The organism is Streptomyces sp. NPDC005141, assembly GCF_053599975.1.
The window spans coordinates 30,616-49,371 of record NZ_JBSFYW010000013.1 but is presented as its reverse complement, the minus strand read 5'-3'; the positions used below and the strand labels follow the sequence as shown (position 1 = coordinate 49,371).

Below are 18,756 nucleotides of genomic sequence, written 5' to 3'. Positions count from 1 at the left end.
CTCCGGCGGCCCGGCCGACCTCCGTCGGCCTTGATCGATTGTGCCGCCCGGACCTCCGGGCGGCACACTTCATATACGTACGTACGCACGCCTCACACAGACAGGTAGGTCATGGCTGCTAACAACCGCCGCATGTCCGGCAAGAAGGGCGCGCAGGTCGGCAGTGGCGGCCAGCGACGCCGGGGCCTGGAAGGCAAGGGTCCGACCCCGCCCGCCGAAGCGCGCAAGGGACACAAGAAGAACCGCGTCGCCAACGCCAAGGCGAAGCAGCTCGTCCGCAAGCCCGCCCCCCGGGGCCGCGGCGGCAAGGGCACGTCCGAGATGGTCGTCGGGCGCAACTCCGTCGTCGAGGCGCTGCGCGAGGGCGTCCCCGCGACGACGCTGTACGTCCAGCAGTTCATCGACAACGACGAGCGGGTCCGCGAGGCACTCCAGCTCGTCGCCGAGCGCGGCGGCATCCACCTGATGGAGGCCCCGCGCCCCGAGCTCGACCGCATGACCAACGGGCTCAACCACCAGGGTCTCGTCCTGCAGGTCCCGCCGTACGAGTACGCGCACCCCGAGGACCTCGCCGCCGCCGCGTACGACGAGGGCAAGGACCCGCTGATCGTCGCCCTCGACGGCGTGACCGACCCCCGGAACCTCGGTGCGGTCGTCCGTTCCGCCTCCGCCTTCGGCGGCCACGGCGTGGTCGTGCCCGAGCGGCGCGCGGCCGGTATGACCGCCGGCGCCTGGAAGACCTCGGCCGGTGCCGCCGCCCGTACGCCCGTCGCGCGCGCCTCCAACCTGACGCGAGCCCTGGAGACGTACAAGAAGGCCGGTCTCGTCGTGGTCGGACTCGCCGCGGACGGCGAGGTCGAGGTCGGTGAGCTGGAGGCCCTGGGCGGCCCCGTCGTCATCGTCGTCGGCAGTGAGGGCAAGGGCCTGTCCCGACTCGTCGGCGAGACCTGCGACTTCCGGGTGCGGATTCCGATGCCCGGTGGCGCGGAGTCGCTGAACGCCGGTGTGGCGGCGGGAGTTGTGCTGTACGAGGCCGCGCGGCGACGCGCCTGAACAAACGTCCTGGCGGTCACCCCCGTGGGTCGATCGGGATGTTCTGGACGATCTTGACGCGGTCCGGACACTTCGGCGAGGTCAAAGCAGTGTCCTAACCACTTGTCACTCGGTTAGATGAGTGTGGACACCAGAACACCCCGCACACCCACGGGGGACAGCTCGTCGGGATTCGACGACGTTCCCGCGCTGAGCATGGTGAAGGTGCCGAGCGATCCGGCGCAGGTCATCGTCAATCATGCGAGCTTCCGCGTCCAGCTGGGGGGCGCGTCGCGGGGCCAGTCCCCGCGCATCGCACGGCACTTGAGCCCCGGCGACACCTCGCGGATTCCCGTCGCGGGTGGGCCGGGCCGAGCGGGCGGGGCCCGCCGCCGCGCCCCCGTCGTCTGGAGCGGGAAGTCCGCGCCGGACGACACCGGCGCCCACCGCCTGCTCCAGGCCGTACGGAGCGCGGGCGTGACCCACGGCTCCGCCGGGCCGACGGCCGACGCCGGCTCGACCCAGGTCATCCCGCGCATCGGCGAACAGCCCGGCTACGCGGGCGATCTGACCGTCGACACGGTCGAGACGCCGCTCGTCGGCAGCCAGCGCAAACCCGTCGGCGGAGAGCAACGCCTGCTGCCGCACATGCGTGGCGTGGGCAGCACCTACGACGAACCGGCCTACGCGGACGCCGACTTCGACGACGACGACCTCGACGAGCCGGCGAACGACGCCCCCGCCAGGCGGAGTTCCGATCCGGTCCGGCACGCGTACCACCCGGGCCGCCGGATGAACCTCGGTGTCGTGCTGCTCCCGCTGCGCGTCTTCCTCGGCTTCATCTCCGTCTACGCCGGCATGGGCAAGCTCTGCGATCCCGTCTACTTCGACGGCGGCAAGCGCGGCTCCATGGCGAAGTGGCTCAACACGCTGCACCCGTGGGAAGTCGCCGAGCCGCTGCGGCAGTTCGCGCTCCAGCACCCCGTCGGCTCCGGGCTCGTCATCGCCTTCTTCCAGGTCATCGTCGGCGTGGTGACCGTTCTCGGGTTGTGGCAGCGGGTGGCCGCCGTCGTCGGCGCGATGCTGTCGGCGGCGCTCATCGTCACGGTCAGCTGGAAGACGGTGCCCGCGTACGACGCGCCCGACATCATCTATCTCGCCGCCTGGTCCCCGCTGATCATCGCGGGCGCCCCGGTCTACTCCGTCGACGGTCGGCTGGCCAGTGAGGCCTGGCGCACGCTCGGACCGCGCGCCGACATCTGGGACCTGCGCGCGCGGGTGCTGCGCCGCGGCGCGCTGGCCTCGGCCATCGTCGTCGGACTCACCCTGCTCGTCGGTTCGGTTCTCGGCGGCGCCGTCCGCGACTCCGGCCGGGTCGTCGTCCCCGGCCCCGGCGAGGCCCCGCGCAACGAACTGCCCGGCTCCCCGCTCCCCGAGACGCCCGGCAAGCGGCACCAGAAGGCCACTCCGTCGCCTTCCGAGGTGCCCACTCAGCGGAGTTCCTCGACCCCGTCGCAGGCGGCCACCACGCCGGGCGCGATCCAGGAGACCGGCCAGGTCGGCGGCGGCCGGCCGAGCCAGACCCAGGGCAGCGGCCAGGCCCCGCCGCAGCAGTCCTCGCCGGTCGACCAGGCCCCGAGCACCAGCGCGGGCCCCACCAACAGCGGCGGCACGTCGACCGGTGGCACGGGCGGCGCCGGTTCCACGGGCGGCACCTCCACCGGCGGGAGCTCGTCCACCACCGGACAGCCGGGCCTGGTGGGCGGCCTGCTGGGCTGACGGCTTCGGCCACACAACCACGCACGACCACGGCAGGGCCTCGCACGAAGGCGTGCGGGGCCCTGCCGTGGTGCGTGGGCTGCTCTCGTAGGCCCGGAGGGTGCGCGGGCCGGAAGGGCGTTCCTAGCGGCCCAGGGCCGCGAGTTCCTTCGCCGCCTCCGTGAGGTCCTTGGCGGTGTCGATGGCGCGCCAGTAGGCGCCCTGTGGGATCGGGAAGCCGGCCAGCTGGCGTTCGCGGGCCAGCCGGGGGAAGGTCGTGCGCTCGTGGTCGCCGCGCTCGGGGAGCATCTCGGTGAACTCGGGGGAGAAGACGTAGACGCCCGCGTTGATCTCGAACGTGGAGGGCGGGGCCTCGATGAAGTCCGTGATGTGACCGAAGCCGTCCGTCTGGACGGCGCCCCAGGGGATGCGGGGGCGGGCGAGCGCGAGCGTCGCGACCGCGTCGCGCTCGGCGTGGAAGTCCGCCATGTCGCGCAGCGAGAAACGGGTCCAGATGTCACCGTTCGTCGCGTACCAGGGCAGGTCGGGGTGCGGAAGGTGCGCCGCGGCGTACTTGAGGCCGCCGCCGCGGCCGAGGGGCTCCGTCTCGACGACCGTCGTGACGTCGAGCGGGAGATCGGCCGAGTCCAGCCACTTCTGCAGGACGTCGGCGAGGTGCCCGCACGAGACGACGACGTCGGTGACGCCCTCCTCGGCGAGCCAGGTCAGCTGGTGGCCGATGATCGGTGTCCCGGTGCCGGGGATCTCGACCATCGGCTTCGGCCGGTCGTCGGTGTAGGGACGCAGCCGGGAACCCTGGCCGCCGGCCAGGACGACGGCTTGAACGGGCCGCGACGCGGCGTTCGGATCGGTCATGCCCGAACTGTACGTGGCACCCCGCACGCGGCTTCCTGCGGCAACCGTTCCTTAATCAGCTGTTGCCGGGCGGCCCGGAATCGGGTGATTCGCGAAGCCGTGACGGGACGGCCGCGGAAAGGTGTGCCCCTCGGAGGGCGTTGTGGCCTCCGAGGGGAGCGTGCCCCGGGAAGGGCGTGGTGACCTCAGAAGTGGGTGGCCGCGACCCCCGAGGCGAACGATGTGTCGCAGACGGGGCGGGCGAAGGACTGCGCGCGGGTCGGGCCGTACGCGCGGACCGCGGCGCGGCCGAGGGAGCGGGCGATGGAGACGCAGTGCTTCGCCAGCGACGGGCGGCCGTTCACCGCTTGCTGGAGGTGGGTGAGGGCGACGCCCGGGTTCTTCTCCTGGAGTTCCAGGAGCAGCTTGTCGCGCAGGACGTCCTGCGGGGCACGGGAGACGGCTCGTGTCGAGACGTCTTCGGAGGACGCGGTGAGCACCGAGCTCGAGGGGTTCCCCGACCAGTTGACTCGGGTGACCGCGAGAGTCCCGGAGAGCACCAGGACGACAGGCAGAACGAGGGCGAGGGTGCGGCCGATCCGGCGGGCGGGGCCACGGCCACGCCGGGTCTTTTGGTTAGTGGTGGAGTGCTTCACGCGAGTGAGGGTAGCGCGGGGTAATGATTTGGCGACATTTAGTCACCGGTTCGGGGGACGGGGAAACGGTGTTTTCTGGGTAGTGCGTTGACGCACAGATATCGAAATGCCCGGTCTGCCGGGGTATTTGTCGACAACGAAGAGGGCCCCGCAGCAGGCTGCGGGGCCCTCTTCGTCAACTTGGGTGAATTCAACCCCTACGGGGGTGTGCGTTCGGCCCGGCTGACGCGGACGTCAGTCGGCCAGGCGCTCGCCCGTCGAGGTGGAGAACACGTGGATCTCGCCCGGACGCGGCACGACGTGCAGCGTGGCGCCCTTGTCCGGGACCGCGCGGCCGCTGACGCGGACGACGAGGTCCTTGAGGTCGTCGCCGACCTTGGCGGAGCCGTAGACGTAACCGTCGGCGCCGAGCTCCTCGACGACGTTCACCGTGACGGCGAGGCCGGCCGGGGCGTCCTCGGTGTCCTTGGAGAGCGACTTGGCGGCCTCGCCGTTGTGCTCGACGACGTCGAAGTGCTCGGGGCGGACACCGACGGTGACCGTGCGGTCGCCCTTGTCGGAGGCGGCCTTCAGGGCCTCGCGGTTGACCGGGACGACGCTGTTGCCGAACTTCACGCCGCCGTCGGTGATCGGGACCTCGACCAGGTTCATGGCCGGGGAGCCGATGAAGCCGGCGACGAAGAGGTTGACCGGGCGGTCGTACATGTTGCGCGGCGAGTCGACCTGCTGGAGCAGACCGTCCTTGAGCACGGCCACGCGGTCGCCCATGGTCATGGCCTCGACCTGGTCGTGGGTGACGTACACCGTGGTGATGCCGAGGCGGCGCTGGAGCGAGGCGATCTGCGTACGGGTGGAGACGCGGAGCTTGGCGTCGAGGTTCGACAGCGGCTCGTCCATGAGGAAGACCTGCGGCTCACGCACGATGGCGCGGCCCATGGCGACACGCTGGCGCTGACCGCCGGAGAGCGCCTTCGGCTTGCGGCCGAGGTACTCGGTGAGGTCGAGGATCTTCGCCGCGTCCTCGACCTTCTGGCGGATCTCGGCCTTGTTGACGCCGGCGATCTTGAGCGCGAAGCCCATGTTGTCGGCGACCGTCATGTGCGGGTACAGCGCGTAGTTCTGGAACACCATGGCGATGTCCCGGTCCTTGGGCGGCAGGTGCGTGACGTCGCGGTCGCCGATGTGGATCGAGCCGCCGTTGACGTCCTCGAGACCCGCGAGCATGCGCAGGGAGGTGGACTTTCCGCAGCCGGAGGGACCGACGAGGACGAGGAACTCGCCGTCCGCGACGTCGAGCTCGAGCTGGTCGACGGCGGGCTTGTCGCCACCCGGGTAGATGCGGGTCGCCTTGTTGAACGAGACAGTGGCCATGATGAGGGGCCCCCTTCACCGGCAGGAACGTGCCGGACGATCCGTTGTAAAGGTGGTGATCCACTATGGAAACGCCCATAGTGGTGTAGTCCACATGAGTGAACCGACTCAGGACGCTACCTGGCGTTCATGTGTTCTGTCAGTACCCGGAGACCGGTGAAGTTCGCGGAAACTCTCGACGGGGGCCCGCCGCGACGTGGGTACACTGCTCGGGCACGTACGCCACGCGCGCGCGGCAGGCCTCCTTAGCTCAGATGGCCAGAGCAACGCACTTGTAATGCGTAGGTCGTCGGTTCGAATCCGACAGGGGGCTCGGGAATACGTCATCGAGGGCGGCGCGGACATCCGTGCCGCCCTCGGTCGTGGGCCTTCCGGGTCAGGGGCTCAGCCCCGGTCTCCCAGGGCCTCCAGTGGCTCGTCCGTCAGCCGGTACATCGTCCACTCGTCCTGCGGGCGCGCGCCCAGCGACTCGTAGAAGTCGATCGAGGGGCGGTTCCAGTTCAGGACGGACCACTCCAGGCGCTGGTAGCCGCGCTCCCGGCAGATCCGCGCGAGCTCCGTGAGCAGCGCCTTGCCGTGGCCGGCGCCGCGTGCCGTGGGGCGTACGTACAGGTCCTCCAGGTAGATGCCGTGGGCGCCGCGCCAGGTCGAGAAGTTCAGGAACCACAGTGAGAAGCCGACCGGCTCGCCCGTGGTGTCGTCCTCCGCCATGTGCGCGTACGCGGCCGGGTTCTCCCCGAACAGGGCCTCGCGCAGTTGCTCCGGTGTCGCCCTCGCCTCCTCCAAGACCTTCTCGTACTCGGCGAGTTCACGGACCAGGGCGTGGATGACGGGGATGTCGTCGGGGGTCGCGGTACGGATCATGCGGCGAGACTAGCTCCGGCGCTCCCGCGGCCGCCGTCCGATCTCCAGGTGGTCCGGAAACCGGCGGGTGGCCGTCCTCGATCTCCCACAGGGAGTTCGCTTCTCCTGCGACGCGGCCGGACCGTCCGGAATGTCGATCACATGAAGGACGCCACCGGCATGGGTGAATCGGGTCATGCGTTTTGACCGGGGCTTCCACAGGGTGTGGATGTACGTGCGCGGCGCCCCGGGCACGTACATCTGGCTGACGATTCTCTTCATCACCACAGTGGCCATGCACCACATGTCTCCGGATTTCGAAGAGGACTTCCTGCGGCAGCGCTCGACGAACATCCATGAGCTGTCGAACAACCCGGTGCGGGTGCTGTTCGCCAGCGCGATGTGGATCGACGGCGGGCACTGGCTGCCGTACGCCGTCCTCTACACCGTCTTCCAGGCGCCCGCCGAACGCTGGCTGGGAACCGCGCGCTGGCTCGTGGTGTGCGTGGCCGCGCACGTGCTGTCGACGCTGATCAGCGAGGGTGCGCTGCTCTGGGCGATCCGGCACGGCATGGCCCCGCACTCCGCGGTCGACACCCTCGACATCGGGGTGAGCTACGCCCTGGCGGGGGTGATCGGTGTGCTCACGTACCGGATCGCGACGCCCTGGCGGTACCTGTATCTGGTGGTCGTGCTGGCGGTGTACGGGGTTCCGTTCGCGACCGCGCGCACCTTCACCGATCTCGGGCATTTCACCTCCGTTCTGATCGGTCTCGCCTGCTATCCGCTGGTCAGAGGGCGGGGAAAAGCATGGAATCCGAAGGAGACATCGGCCGCTCGTCGGGGTTAACGTCCCGCTCATGAGCAGTTCGACGAGCAAGGTCGTGAACGGCGGCATCTCCTTCTGGTACGCGGACGACGGCCTCCCCGCCCCCCGGGAGCCCCTGCCCGGCGACGCCACCGCCGATGTCGTGGTGGTCGGCGGGGGCTACACGGGACTGTGGACCGCCTACTACCTGAAGAAGGCGGCCCCCTTCCTGCGCGTCACCGTCCTGGAGCAGAAGTTCTGCGGCTACGGCGCCTCGGGGCGCAACGGGGGCTGGCTCTACAACGGCATCGCGGGCCGCGACCGGTACGCGAAGCTGCACGGCCAGGAGGCCGCCGTCCGCCTCCAGCAGGCCATGAACGACACCGTGGACGAGGTCGTCCGGGTGGCCGCCGAGGAGGGCGTCGAGGCCGACATCCACCAAGGCGGCGTCCTCGAAGTGGCGTACACGCCCGCCCAGCTGGCCCGGCTCAAGGCATTCCACGCGCACGAGCTGTCCTACGGCGAGAACGACCGCGAGCTGTACGGCGCGAAGGAGACCGCCGAGCGGATCCGGGTGGCCGACGCGGTGGGCTCGACCTGGACCCCGCACGGGGCCCGGCTGCACCCGGTGAAGCTGGTCAAGGGCCTCGCCGCGGCCGTCGAGGCGCTCGGCGTCACCATCCACGAGCAGACGCCGGTGACAGAGATCCGCCCGAAGCACGCGGTGACGCCGTACGGCACCGTCCGCGCCCCCTACATCCTCCGCTGCACCGAGGGCTTCACCGCGAACCTCAAGGGCCAGCGGCGGACCTGGCTGCCCATGAACTCCTCCATGATCGCGACGGAGCCGCTGACCGCCGAGCAGTGGGCGGAGATCGGCTGGGAGGGCCGCGAGACGCTCGGTGACATGGCGCACGCCTACATGTACGCCCAGCGCACCGCCGACGACCGCATCGCGCTCGGTGGCCGGGGTGTCCCGTACCGCTTCGGCTCGCGCACCGACAACGACGGCCGCACCCAGCAGGCGACCGTCGACGCCCTGTACGAGATCCTCGTCCGCTTCTTCCCCTCGCTGACCGGTGTCCGGGTCTCCCACGCCTGGTCGGGCGTCCTCGGCGTCCCGCGCGACTGGTGCGCCACGGTCACCCTGGACCGCTCGACGGGCCTCGGCTTGGCCGGCGGCTACGTCGGTTCCGGCGTCGCCACCGCCAACCTCGCCGCCCGCACCCTGCGCGACCTCGTGCAGCGGGACTCCGGCCAGGCGGGCGCGACCGAACTGACGACCCTGCCCTGGGTCGACCACAAGGTCCGCAAGTGGGAACCGGAGCCCTTCCGCTGGATCGGAGTCCACGGCATGTACGCGACCTACCGCACGGCCGACCGCCGCGAACTGACCACCCACAGCGCGGAGTCGTCGCGGCTGGCGCAGCTCGCCGACCGGGTGGCCGGGCGGCACTGACCGGGCCCGGCGGCCGAGGGGGCGGATCCGGTGTCCGCGTGGGCGAACTCGGCGGCCGGGGTCAGGGCACCGGCGGCCGGGGGCGCCCGGGCGCCCCCGGTGGGGGCCGGTGCCATCAGCCGGCCGTGCCCTCATCCGTCGGTCAGACCGCGGCCTCCGGGACCGCCGTGTCCGAGGGAGCGTTCCCGGGGGCCTTGACCGTCACCATGAGGCCGGCGATCAGACCGGCCAGCAGCATGATGCCGACGGCCCACCAGATGGCCACGGTGTACCCGTGGACGACGCCCTCGCGGACGATCAGTTCCTTCTGGGCGGGGTTGCGGAGATGGGCGGCGATGTAGGCCGCGCTGCTGGTGGTGGCGATCGTGTTCAGCAGGGCCGTGCCGATCGAACCGCCCACCTGCTGCGCGGTGTTGACCGTCGCGGAGGTCACGCCCGAGTCCTGCGGGGCGACTCCGGCGGTGGCGGTGGCGAAGACCGGCATGAAGGTCAGGCCCATGCCGAGACCCAGCAGGAGCAGACCCGGCAGCAGCTCGCCGGCGTAGTCGGAGTCGACGGTGAGCCGGGTGAAGAACAGCATGCCGCCGGCCGCGAGGATCATGCCCGGGACCATCAGCATGCGCGGTGCCACATGCGGCAGCAGCCGCGCCGAGATCTGCGTCGAACCGATGATGATCGCGACGGTCAGCGGCAGGAACGCGAGACCGGTCTTCACCGGCGAGTACCCGAGGATGACCTGGAGGTAGTAGGTCATGAACAGGAACACGCCGAACAGGCCGATGACGGCCAGCCCCATCGTCAGGAAGCAGCCCGCCCGGTTGCGGTCCTTGACGATGTGCAGCGGCAGCAGCGGGCTCGGGGCCCTGTTCTGCCACCACACGAACGCGACCAGCATCGCGACGCCGCCCGCGAGGAGGGCCAGCACCACCGGGTCCGTCCAGCCGAGCGGCTCCGCCTCGCTGAACCCGTAGACGATCGCCACCAGTCCGCCGCAGCCCAGGATCGCGCCGGGCACGTCGAGCCGGACGTTCTTGTGGCCGGGACGGTCGTGCAGCAGCGAGAACGCTCCGAAGACCGCGATGATCGCGATGGGAATGTTGACGTACAGACACCAGCGCCAGTTCAGATACTCCGTCAGCAGGCCGCCCGCGATGAATCCGATCGCCGAACCCGAGCCCGCTAGCGCCCCGTAGATACCGAAGGCCTTGCCGCGTTCCTTCGGGTCGGTGAAGGTCGTGGTCAGCAGCGAGAGAGCGGAGGGCGCGAGCAGGGCCGCGAACGCGCCCTGGAGCGCGCGGGCGCCGAAGAGCATGGCCGACGTGGTGGCCGCGCCGCCGAGCGCGGAGGCACCTGCGAAGCCGATCAGTCCGATGATGAACGTGCGTTTGCGGCCGACGAGGTCGGCGATCCGGCCGCCGAGCAGCAGCAGTCCGCCGAAGGCCAGCGTGTAGGCCGTGATGACCCACTGCCGGTTCCCGTCGGTCATGCCGAGGTCGCGCTGCGCCGAGGGGAGCGCGATGTTCACGATGGTCGCGTCCAGCACGACCATCAGCTGGGCGAGGGCGATGATCACCAAGCCCCACCAGCGGCGCGGGTCGGGACCGGGGGGTGCCTCTGGTTCACCTGTCCGGGTGACACTCACCCGGACAGAAGACCATGAAACGGGATGAGTCGCATCTTCGGGTGGGGTGGCCTCGCGGGAGGCGTTCCTCGGGGCCGTGGTCATGGCTCCAGCACCACCTTTCCGACCGTGGCCCTGTTCTCCAGAGCCCGGTGCGCGGCGGCCGCCTCGGCCAGCGGGAAGCGGGTGACGGCCGGGGTCAGGCGTCCGGCCGCGGCCTCGGCCAGGGCCCGCAGCTCCAGGGTCCGTACGGGGTCCGGGCCGCCCGCCTTGCGCATCATCACGGGGCCGAGCACCTGCTCGGACACTCCTTCCACGAGGTACGGGGAGCCGTCGCGGATGCCCTCGCCCGACCAGCCGAAGACGATGTGCCGGCCGCCGGGGCCGAGCAGGCCGACGGCGTCCCGGGCGACGTCGCCGCCGACGCCGTCGAGCACGACGGTCGCCGCCCGGCCGCCGAGGTGCGCGCGGACCTTCTCCGGCCAGCCGGGGTCGGTGTAGTCGACGGCCGGATCGGCGCCGTTCGCGCGGGCCCGCGCCACCTTCTCCGGGCCGCCCGCGAGGCCGACCACGGTCGCTCCCGTGTGGCGCGCGTACTGCACGAGGAGCGTGCCGATGCCGCCCGCCGCCGCGGGCACGACGACCACGGAGGAGGGGCCGAACTCGGCGAACTGCACGATCCCCATGGCCGTACGCCCTGTTCCGATCATGGCGACGGCCTGCGCGAAGTCGAGGTTCCCGGGGATGTCGTGGAGGCGTTCGACGTCCGTGACGGCCAACTCGGCGTAGCCCCCGGGCGCGAAACCGAGGTGGGCGACGACGCGCCTGCCGAGCCAGAGTCCGGCGACACCCTCGCCGAGGGACTCGACGGTTCCGGCGACCTCGCGGCCGGGGACGGTCGGCAGGGCGGCGGGCGCGGGGGCCGGGCCGCCCCGCATGCCCTCGCGCAGGGCGGCGTCCAGGAGATGGACGCCGGCGGCGGCCACGGCGATACGGACCTGGCCGGGGCCCGGCTCGGGGTCCTCGGTCCGCTCGTGGACGAGATTCTCGGCGGGACCGAAGGCGTGCAGGCGGATCGCGTACATCGGGGCTCCTCGGAAATCTACGAGGCCCGCGGGGTCCGTGAGGTCCGCGGGAGCGCCTCGTGAGGTCGGTGGAATGCCCACCTTTCAACCTCAAGCTCGCTTGAGGTCAAGGCGCTCCCGGATCCGCAGCGCCAGTGCCACGGCCTCCATCGCGCTGTTGAAGGAGACCTCCGAGAGCACTCCGGGAGCGGCGACCTGGTCGCCCACGAGGTAGACGCCGTCGCCGCGGTCGATGCGGGGGCGGTCCCGCCAGCTGGTGCCGGGCAGGTCGACCGCGCCCGTACGGCCGTTCGCGACGCTCGCGCGCCGCCAGGTGACCCGCTCGCGCCAGCCCTCGAAGGCGAGGTCGAGCAGGTGCTCGGCGCGGGCGACGCCATCGGCCCCGGACTCTCCCGGCGCGATCGGGATCTGGCCCTGGAGCAACTGCTCCCCGGCCGGGGCGAGAGTGCGGTCCCGCGCGGTGAACCGCTCGATCCAGCCCGGCGCGTCCAGGTCGGAGACGGCGAACGCGTCGCCGCGCCGGGTCCGCAGAGCCAGGTCGACGAGGGCGGTACGGCCGCTCGTCCACGTCAGCGACGCGTCCTTGAGGAGGCGGCGGGCGGAGTCGAGCGAGGTGGCGACGACGACCGGGCCCCGGTCCACGGGGAGGGTGTCCACCCGGGCCAGCGTCTCCATCCGTACGCCGAGGTTCCAGGCCCGCGCCGCCATCCGGTCGATGACGTTCGCCCAGCCGCCCCGGGGACAGTGCGCCTCCGGCGGCAGTTTCATGGCCCGGCGCAGCCGCTCCTGCACGAACGCCGCGGACAGGGACCCGGGATCGTGATGGAAGAGGGCGACGGCGGAGTAGTGGGCGGCGGCCCGCGCGCCCTCGGCTCCGGCCTGTCCGGTCGCCCAGGTCATGAAGTCGACGTCCGCGGGAGCCTGTTGGCAGGAGCGCCGGAGCAGCTTGAGCATCGCGAAGGGCGGGGTGCGGCGCAGCACGCCCTTGTGGTGCAGCCGCAGCCGCGCGGCCTCCAGGGGCGGGATCGGGGCGAGCGCCCCGATCAGGTTCCGCTGTTTGAGCCAGGTCCAGTGCGGGCCGGCGCTGTAGAGGGCGTGCGGTCCCTCGTTCGTCCGGTACGGCCCCTCGGTGGTCCGGGCACGCCCGCCGAGGGTGTGGTGCGCTTCGTACACGGTGACCTTGGCCCCCGCTTCGGCGGCGGTGATGGCGGCGGTGAGTCCGGCGAAGCCGCCGCCGATGACGGTGATGCGGTGCATGGCTGGAGGTCTCCCTTGCTCGGGTTCGGACGGGTTCTGACAGCAGGCCTTCCTGTGAGTACGACAGGTTGGGGCGCCGGAATGTGACATGCGGGGAGTTCTCGCAGGCCAGGGGCGATTGTCAGTGGGGGCGGGCAGGATGGGGGCATGGCGAGGAGAGCGGCGGGCGGGCGCGGTGGGACGGTTGCGAAGGTGCCGGGGCTGAAGGCGGCACGGCGGCCGGAGGTGCGGCTGCCCGTGCTGGAGCCGTACGACGGCGCGGAGTTGGAGCCGGACGGTGATTACGACGGGCTGGAGTTCCGGGACGCGGACTTCGCCGGACAGGACGGCGGGGGAGCCCGCTTCATGGACTGCGCGCTGACGGGCTGTGCGCTGGACGAGACGCGCCTGCACCGGGCGCGCGTGCTGGACTCGGTCCTGACGGGCATTCGGGGCGTGGGCACCGATCTGGCCGAGTCGACGCTGCGCGATGTCGAGGTCGTCGACGCCCGCCTCGGCGGAGTGCAGCTGCACGGCTCCGTCCTGGAGCGGGTGCTCGTGCGCGGCGGCAAGATCGACTATCTGAATCTGCGCAAGGCGCGGCTCAAGGACGTGGTCTTCGAGGGCTGCGTACTGGTCGAGCCGGACTTCGGGGGCGCCCGCCTGGAGCGGGTGGAGTTCGTGGACTGCGTCCTGAAGGGGGCGGACCTCACCGGGGCCACGCTCACGGACGTGGACCTGCGCGCGGCGGCGGAGATCGACATCGCGCGGGGCGTGGACCGGCTCGCGGGCGCGGTCATCAGCACGGCCCAGCTCCTGGATCTGGCACCGGTGATGGCGGCGGCCCTGGGGGTACGCGTGGACGGCGGCCCGGAGGGGGACGGGGACTCGCGCCCGGACGGGGTCTAGGAGATGCGCGGGAAGCGGGCCTGGAGGGTCCAGATCGCCGGGTTCTCGGCGAGGGCGTCGTGCAGGTCGGTGAGGTCCGCGAGCAGGTCGTGCAGGAAGTCGCGGGCCTCGCGGCGGAGCTCGGTGTGGGAGAAGGTCAGCGGTTCCTCGTCGCCCGGCATCCAGTCGGCCTCGATGTCGACCCAGCCGAAGCGGCGCTCGAAGAGCATGCGGTCGGTCGACTCGGTGAAGTCCAGCTCCGCCTGCTGGGGGCGGGAGGCCCGGCTGCCGAGCGGGTCGCGGTCGAGCCGCTCCACGATGTCGCACAGCGCCCACGCGAAGTCGAGCACCGGCACCCATCCCCAGCCTGTGGACACCTCCCGGTCCGCCTTGGTGTCGGCGAGGTAGACGTCACCGCAGAACAGGTCGTGCCGCAGCGCGTGGACGTCCGCGCGGCGGTAGTCGGTCTGCGGGGGGTCCGGGAAGCGGTTGGAGAGGGCGTAGCCGATGTCGAGCACGTAGGTGATGGTGTCACGCCGGGGGTACCGCTTCCCGTCCGGCGGTTTCCGGTCGGGTCGGGGGCTCTGACCGGTGGATGCCCGCTCGCCCCGCGGTCGGGGGGCGCGGCCGCCTAGGATCGCGGATGTGCCCCGGTCTTCCGTCACGGTCCCCTTTGCCCTGGCCCTCTCGCTCGTCCTCGGCGTCACCGCCTGCGGCGGGGACGACGTGCACGGGAAGCCCGGCGCGTCCGGTGTCGGCGACCCGTACTTCCCGAAGACGGGCAACGGCGGGTACGACGTCACGCACTACGGACTGACCCTGTCCTACGAGCCGCGGGGCAAGCGGCTGAAGGGGACGGCCGAGATCACCGCGCGGGCCCTGCAGGACCTCAGCGCCTTCCATCTCGACCTGTTGGGGCTGAAGGTCTCCGACGTCACCGTCGAGGGCCGCGACGCCGGCTGGAACCGGGCCGGTCAGGAGTTGACCGTGCGCCCGCACGACGACCTCGACAAGGGGGAGACGTTCCGCGTGACGGTCCGCTACTCCGGAACCCCCGAGACGATCACCGACCCCGACACCTCCAAGGAGGGCTGGCTCCGTACCGCCGACGGCGCCCTCGCCCTCGGGGAGCCCACGGGGTCGATGACCTGGTTCCCCGGTAACCACCACCCCGTGGACAAGGCGGCGTACGACGTCAGGATCACCGTCCCGGAGGGCCTCCAGGCCGTCTCCAACGGCGAGTTGACGAGCGAGACGACCGCGAAGGGCCGTACGACCTACGCCTGGCACACGGCCGAACCGATGGCGAGCTATGTGGCGACGCTCGCGATCGGCAGATACGACATCACCCGCTCGACGACGAAGAACGGGCTGCCGGTGTACGTGGCGGTGGACCCCACCCAGGCGGAGGCGAGCAAGAAGGTGCTCGGGGGGATCCCCGGGATCATGGACTGGGCGGAGTACAACTTCGGCCCCTATCCGTTCTCCTCCACCGGGGCGATCGTGGACCGCGGCGAGGACGCGGGCTACGCCCTGGAGACCCAGACGCGCCCCGTCTTCCCCGGTGCCCCCGACACCGCGACCCTGGTCCACGAACTGGCCCACCAGTGGTTCGGCGACTCGGTCACCCCGAAGTCCTGGCGGGACATGTGGCTCAACGAGGGGTTCGCCACCTATGCGGAGTGGCTGTGGCAGGAGGACCACGGCGGCGACACGGCCGACGAGATCTTCAACTCCCTCTACAAGGGCGACTACCGCGAACCGGCCGACAACAGCGAGATCTGGGCCTACCCGCCCGCCGAGCCGCCCGAGGCCGCGCAGATCTCCGACCCGCCCGTCTACTACCGCGGCGCGATGGTCCTGCACAAGATCCGTGAACTGGTGGGCGACGACACCTTCTACGACATCGTCCAGGGCTGGGCCGCCACCCACCGCCACGCGAGCGCGGACACGGACGACTTCACGGCGTATGTCGAGAAGGCCGCGCCGGACAAGGACTTCGGCGGGATCTGGAAGGACTGGCTGTACGGGAAGGGCAAGCCGGACCACCCGTGAGCCGCCGGGCGCGCGGGCGGCACGCCTTCCGGGCCTCACGAGAGGAGCCCCCGGCCGAAGTCCGGGGGCTCCTCTCGATCGTGCGTGTGTTCAGGATCAGACGCTGACGCCGAAGTCCTGCGCGATACCCGCCAGGCCCGAGGCGTAGCCCTGGCCGACCGCGCGGAACTTCCACTCCGCGCCGTTGCGGTAGAGCTCGCCGAAGACCATGGCGGTCTCGGTGGCCGCGTCCTCGGAGAGGTCGTAGCGGGCGATCTCGGCGCCGCCGGCCTGGTTCACGATGCGGATGTAGGCGTTGCGGACCTGGCCGAAGTTCTGGGTGCGGGTCTCCGCGTCGTAGATGGAGACCGGGAAGACGATCTTCTCGACGTCGGCGGGGAGGCCCGCCAGGTTGACGTTGATCGCCTCGTCGTCGCCGGCGCCCTCACCCGTCCGGTTGTCACCGGTGTGGACGATGGTCTGGTCCGGGGTCTGCTTGTTGTTGAAGAAGACGAAGTGGGCGTCCGAGTAGACCTTGCCCTGGGGGTTGACCGCGATGGCCGAGGCGTCGAGGTCGAACTCGGTGCCCGTGGTGGTGCGGACATCCCAGCCGAGGCCCACGGTGACGGCGGTCAGGCCCGGAGCCTCCTTGGTGAGCGAGACGTTGCCACCCTTGGACAGGCTTACAGCCATTGTTGGGAGTCCCTTCCCTCGTGATGTACGGGCTTCGTACTGAGGACGAAGCTACCGTCACCCCTATGAACGCCAAGGGGGGTCCCCGAGGTTCCGCCTCTCTTTACTTTCTTTACCTGGAAGGTCTTCCTTCACCCGGAGAGACGCTGAAAACAGGGTGACGCGGACCGGAGTGACACGGGACCATGAACACATGTCCGGTCCCTATGTCATCCGCGGCTCCGTCTCCCTGCCCGAGGCCGAGCTCATGTGGCGTTTCTCGCGCTCGGGCGGGCCGGGCGGGCAGCACGTCAACACCAGCGACACGCAGGTCGAGCTCCGGTTCGACCTCGCGAACACCGAGGCGCTGCCGCCCGTGTGGAAGGACCGCGCCCTCGCGAAGCTGGAGGGCCGGCTCGTCGACGGGGTCATCAGCGTCCGGTCCTCGGAGCACCGCTCCCAGTGGCGCAACCGCGAGACCGCGGCCGTACGCCTGGCCTCCCTGCTCGCCGAGGCCACCGCGCCGCCGCCCAAGCCGCGCCGGGCCACCCGCATCCCCCGCGGTATCAACGAACGCCGCCTGCGCGAGAAGAAGCAGCGCTCCGACACCAAGCGCGGCCGCACCGGACGCGACTGGTAGACCGCTCCGCGGCCCGGGCTGTCACATCCGCGCCCCGCGATCCGTCACCCTCGTGACGGCCCGCGACGAGGAGTGGTGACCAACGATGAGCGACAGCGCCCACAAGGACTTCCCGGAGGACTTTCTGGAGGACGCGCGGACGCCCGACGGCGGGGGAGCGCACGCGCAGGACGGCACCGAGTTCCTCGCCGCGCGGTTCGAGAGCCACCGAAGCCGGCTGCGTGCCGTCGCCTACCGCATGCTCGGCTCGCTCACCGAGGCCGACGACGCCGTGCAGGAGGCGTGGCTGAAGCTGAGCCGCACCGACTCGAGCCGGGTCGACCATCTCGGGGGCCGGCTGACGACCGTGGTGGGGCGGGTCTGCCTGGACATGTTGCGTTCGTGCAGGACTCGCCGGGAGGAGCCGCTGGAGCTGTCGGCGGAGCGGCAGGGGGTGCGGATGCCCGAGCCGGTGCTCAGTTCCGGCAGCGGCGTCGATCCGGAGCAGGAGGCGCTGCTCGCCGACTCGGTCGGCCTCGCCCTGCTCGTCGTCCTGGAGACGCTGACACCCGCCGAACGGCTCTCCTTCGTACTCCACGACCTGTTCGCCGTGCCGTTCGACGAGATCGCGCCCGTCCTGGGCCGTACGCCCGCGGCGTCCCGTCAGCCGGCCAGCCGTGCCCGCCGCGGGGTACGGGGTGGCGCGCCGGTGTCGGACGCCGATCCGGCCCAGCAGCGGGAGGTCGTCGAGGCGTTTCTCGCGGCGGCCCGGGACGGCGATTTCGAGGCGCTCGTCGCCGTCCTGGACCCGGATGTCGTGGCTCGCTCGGAGGGCGGCGTGACGGCCGGCGCGATCGCCGTGGCGTCCGGCGCGAGCGGCTTCGCGCACCTGGCCCGCGTCGCGCGGCCCGCCCTCGTCAACGGTGTCGCGGGCGTCGTGGTGGTCGCCGAGGGACGCCCGGCCGGTGTTCTCGCCTTCACAGTCGTACACGGCAGGATCGCCGTGATCGACATCGTCGACGACCCGGAGCGACTGGCGGGCCTGGACGTCACCGTCCTGGATCACTGAGCCGGTGGGTCCGGCTGCCGGGCGGGCCGGGCGGGGTGGGTCAGCCCAGTTGCCGGTAGCGGCCCTTGAAGTACGCCAGCGGGCCGCCGTCCGCGCTCGGCACGTGGGCCGTCAGGACGCGGCCGATGACGAGGGTGTGGTCGCCCGCGGGAATCCGCTGCTCGGTGCGGCACTCCAGGGTCGCCAGGGCGCCGCCCACCAGGAGCGTTCCGGTCGCCTCGCCGCGGACGTACGGGATGTCCGCGAAGAGGAGCCGGTCGCTGATGCGGCCCTTCATGGCGAAGCGGCCCGCGATGTGGCGCTGGCTCTCCGCGAGCACGGAGACGCCCCACACGGGCTGTTCGTCGAGCAGGTCGTCCATCCGGGAGCCCTCGCGCAGGCTGACCAGGACGAGCGGCGGGTCCAGGGAGACGGACATGAAGGACGTCGCGGTCATGCCGACGTCCTCGCCCGCCGGTCCGCCCGGGGCCAGCGCGGGCTCGTGCGCGGTCACCAGGACCACACCCGCGGCCAGCTGGGACATGGCGGCGCGGAACTCGTCGTTGCTCACCCCCTCAGCATGCACGGAAGGGGTGAGGGGAATGGCAGGGGGAGTCGTGAGCACGCCGAAACGCTAGTCTCCGCTCCCGGGGCGGCACATCGGACCTCGGCCCTATCCGGGACCTAGGTCCGGGGGCGGAGAGAAGGCGGAGGCGGGGTGGACGGAGACGGGGGCGGGGACGGCCGTACTCTCATCCGTACGCATTCGGT

18 protein-coding genes and 1 tRNA gene are annotated in these 18,756 nt (G+C 71.3%); 9 read left to right on the top strand and 10 right to left on the bottom strand.

The annotated features are described in order from the left end of the window. Positions 1-111 precede the first annotated feature (111 nt). Positions 112-1,053 carry a 23S rRNA (guanosine(2251)-2'-O)-methyltransferase RlmB gene (gene rlmB, locus ACWD68_RS13060; RefSeq protein ID WP_451806494.1) on the top strand — a complete coding sequence of 314 codons (942 nt, stop codon included), beginning with the start codon at positions 112-114 and terminating at the stop codon, positions 1,051-1,053. Positions 1,054-1,170: 117 nt separating this feature from the next. Further along, a complete protein-coding gene (locus ACWD68_RS13055) occupies positions 1,171-2,811 on the top strand; it encodes a DoxX family membrane protein (RefSeq protein ID WP_451806493.1) in 1,641 nt (546 codons plus the stop codon). 123 nt (positions 2,812-2,934) lie between these two features. Here the strand turns inward: ACWD68_RS13055 and ACWD68_RS13050 are convergent, their stop codons facing one another. The 3 genes from ACWD68_RS13050 to ACWD68_RS13040 form a co-directional block, all read right to left on the bottom strand. Beyond that, complete coding sequence (locus ACWD68_RS13050; RefSeq protein WP_451806492.1) at positions 2,935-3,666, bottom strand: nucleotidyltransferase family protein; 732 nt, start codon at positions 3,664-3,666, stop codon at positions 2,935-2,937. Positions 3,667-3,851: 185 nt separating this feature from the next. Then, complete coding sequence (locus ACWD68_RS13045; RefSeq protein ID WP_451806491.1) at positions 3,852-4,301, bottom strand: hypothetical protein; 450 nt, start codon at positions 4,299-4,301, stop codon at positions 3,852-3,854. Between the two features lie 234 nt (positions 4,302-4,535). Further along, on the bottom strand, positions 4,536-5,672 hold the full coding sequence (locus ACWD68_RS13040; RefSeq protein ID WP_451806490.1) for an ABC transporter ATP-binding protein: 1,137 nt from the start codon (positions 5,670-5,672) through the stop codon (positions 4,536-4,538). A gap of 239 nt (positions 5,673-5,911) precedes the next feature. Here ACWD68_RS13040 and ACWD68_RS13035 point away from each other — a divergent pair. Then, positions 5,912-5,985, top strand: a tRNA-Thr gene (locus ACWD68_RS13035). A gap of 71 nt (positions 5,986-6,056) precedes the next feature. Here the strand turns inward: ACWD68_RS13035 and ACWD68_RS13030 are convergent. Then, complete coding sequence (locus ACWD68_RS13030) at positions 6,057-6,536, bottom strand: N-acetyltransferase family protein (protein WP_451806489.1); 480 nt, start codon at positions 6,534-6,536, stop codon at positions 6,057-6,059. Between the two features lie 175 nt (positions 6,537-6,711). On the opposite strand from ACWD68_RS13030, the gene ACWD68_RS13025 reads away from it, so the two are divergent. Then, positions 6,712-7,365 carry a rhomboid-like protein gene (locus tag ACWD68_RS13025; RefSeq protein WP_451806488.1) on the top strand — a complete coding sequence of 218 codons (654 nt, stop codon included), beginning with the start codon at positions 6,712-6,714 and terminating at the stop codon, positions 7,363-7,365. Between the two features lie 10 nt (positions 7,366-7,375). Next, the gene (locus ACWD68_RS13020; protein WP_451806487.1) at positions 7,376-8,782 is read left to right on the top strand and encodes an NAD(P)/FAD-dependent oxidoreductase; all 1,407 of its coding nucleotides are present in this window, start codon (positions 7,376-7,378) and stop codon (positions 8,780-8,782) included. 142 nt (positions 8,783-8,924) lie between these two features. Here the strand turns inward: ACWD68_RS13020 and ACWD68_RS13015 are convergent, their stop codons facing one another. The 3 genes from ACWD68_RS13015 to ACWD68_RS13005 form a co-directional block, all read right to left on the bottom strand. Then, complete coding sequence (locus tag ACWD68_RS13015) at positions 8,925-10,355, bottom strand: MFS transporter (protein WP_451806486.1); 1,431 nt, start codon at positions 10,353-10,355, stop codon at positions 8,925-8,927. 149 nt (positions 10,356-10,504) lie between these two features. Beyond that, on the bottom strand, positions 10,505-11,488 hold the full coding sequence (locus ACWD68_RS13010) for a zinc-binding dehydrogenase (RefSeq protein ID WP_451806485.1): 984 nt from the start codon (positions 11,486-11,488) through the stop codon (positions 10,505-10,507). Between the two features lie 90 nt (positions 11,489-11,578). Then, entirely contained in the window at positions 11,579-12,745 is a 1,167-nt protein-coding gene (locus ACWD68_RS13005; RefSeq protein WP_451806484.1) for an NAD(P)-binding protein, read from the bottom strand. 147 nt (positions 12,746-12,892) lie between these two features. On the opposite strand from ACWD68_RS13005, the gene ACWD68_RS13000 reads away from it, so the two are divergent. Continuing rightward, positions 12,893-13,633, top strand: a complete 741-nt coding sequence (locus ACWD68_RS13000) for a pentapeptide repeat-containing protein (protein WP_451806483.1) — start codon at positions 12,893-12,895, stop codon at positions 13,631-13,633. Here the strand turns inward: ACWD68_RS13000 and ACWD68_RS12995 are convergent. Continuing rightward, positions 13,630-14,130: a hypothetical protein gene (locus ACWD68_RS12995; RefSeq protein WP_451806482.1), complete on the bottom strand. Its 501-nt coding sequence runs from the start codon at positions 14,128-14,130 to the stop codon at positions 13,630-13,632. The genes ACWD68_RS13000 and ACWD68_RS12995 overlap by 4 nt on opposite strands. A 127-nt stretch (positions 14,131-14,257) precedes the next feature. On the opposite strand from ACWD68_RS12995, the gene ACWD68_RS12990 reads away from it, so the two are divergent. Next, positions 14,258-15,667, top strand: a complete 1,410-nt coding sequence (locus ACWD68_RS12990; protein ID WP_451806481.1) for a M1 family metallopeptidase — start codon at positions 14,258-14,260, stop codon at positions 15,665-15,667. A gap of 96 nt (positions 15,668-15,763) precedes the next feature. On the opposite strand, the gene ACWD68_RS12985 is transcribed toward ACWD68_RS12990, so the two are convergent. Then, entirely contained in the window at positions 15,764-16,339 is a 576-nt protein-coding gene (locus ACWD68_RS12985) for a TerD family protein (RefSeq protein WP_328451147.1), read from the bottom strand. A gap of 193 nt (positions 16,340-16,532) precedes the next feature. Here ACWD68_RS12985 and arfB point away from each other — a divergent pair, with 193 nt between their 5' ends. Together arfB and ACWD68_RS12975 are read left to right on the top strand one after the other, a co-directional pair. Continuing rightward, on the top strand, positions 16,533-16,958 hold the full coding sequence (gene arfB, locus ACWD68_RS12980) for an alternative ribosome rescue aminoacyl-tRNA hydrolase ArfB (RefSeq protein ID WP_266760030.1): 426 nt from the start codon (positions 16,533-16,535) through the stop codon (positions 16,956-16,958). 85 nt (positions 16,959-17,043) lie between these two features. After that, the gene (locus ACWD68_RS12975; protein WP_451806480.1) at positions 17,044-18,006 is read left to right on the top strand and encodes a sigma factor; all 963 of its coding nucleotides are present in this window, start codon (positions 17,044-17,046) and stop codon (positions 18,004-18,006) included. Positions 18,007-18,046: 40 nt separating this feature from the next. Here ACWD68_RS12975 and ACWD68_RS12970 read toward each other — a convergent pair whose 3' ends face one another. Next, entirely contained in the window at positions 18,047-18,610 is a 564-nt protein-coding gene (locus ACWD68_RS12970; protein ID WP_451806479.1) for a flavin reductase family protein, read from the bottom strand. Positions 18,611-18,756: the final 146 nt, after the last annotated feature.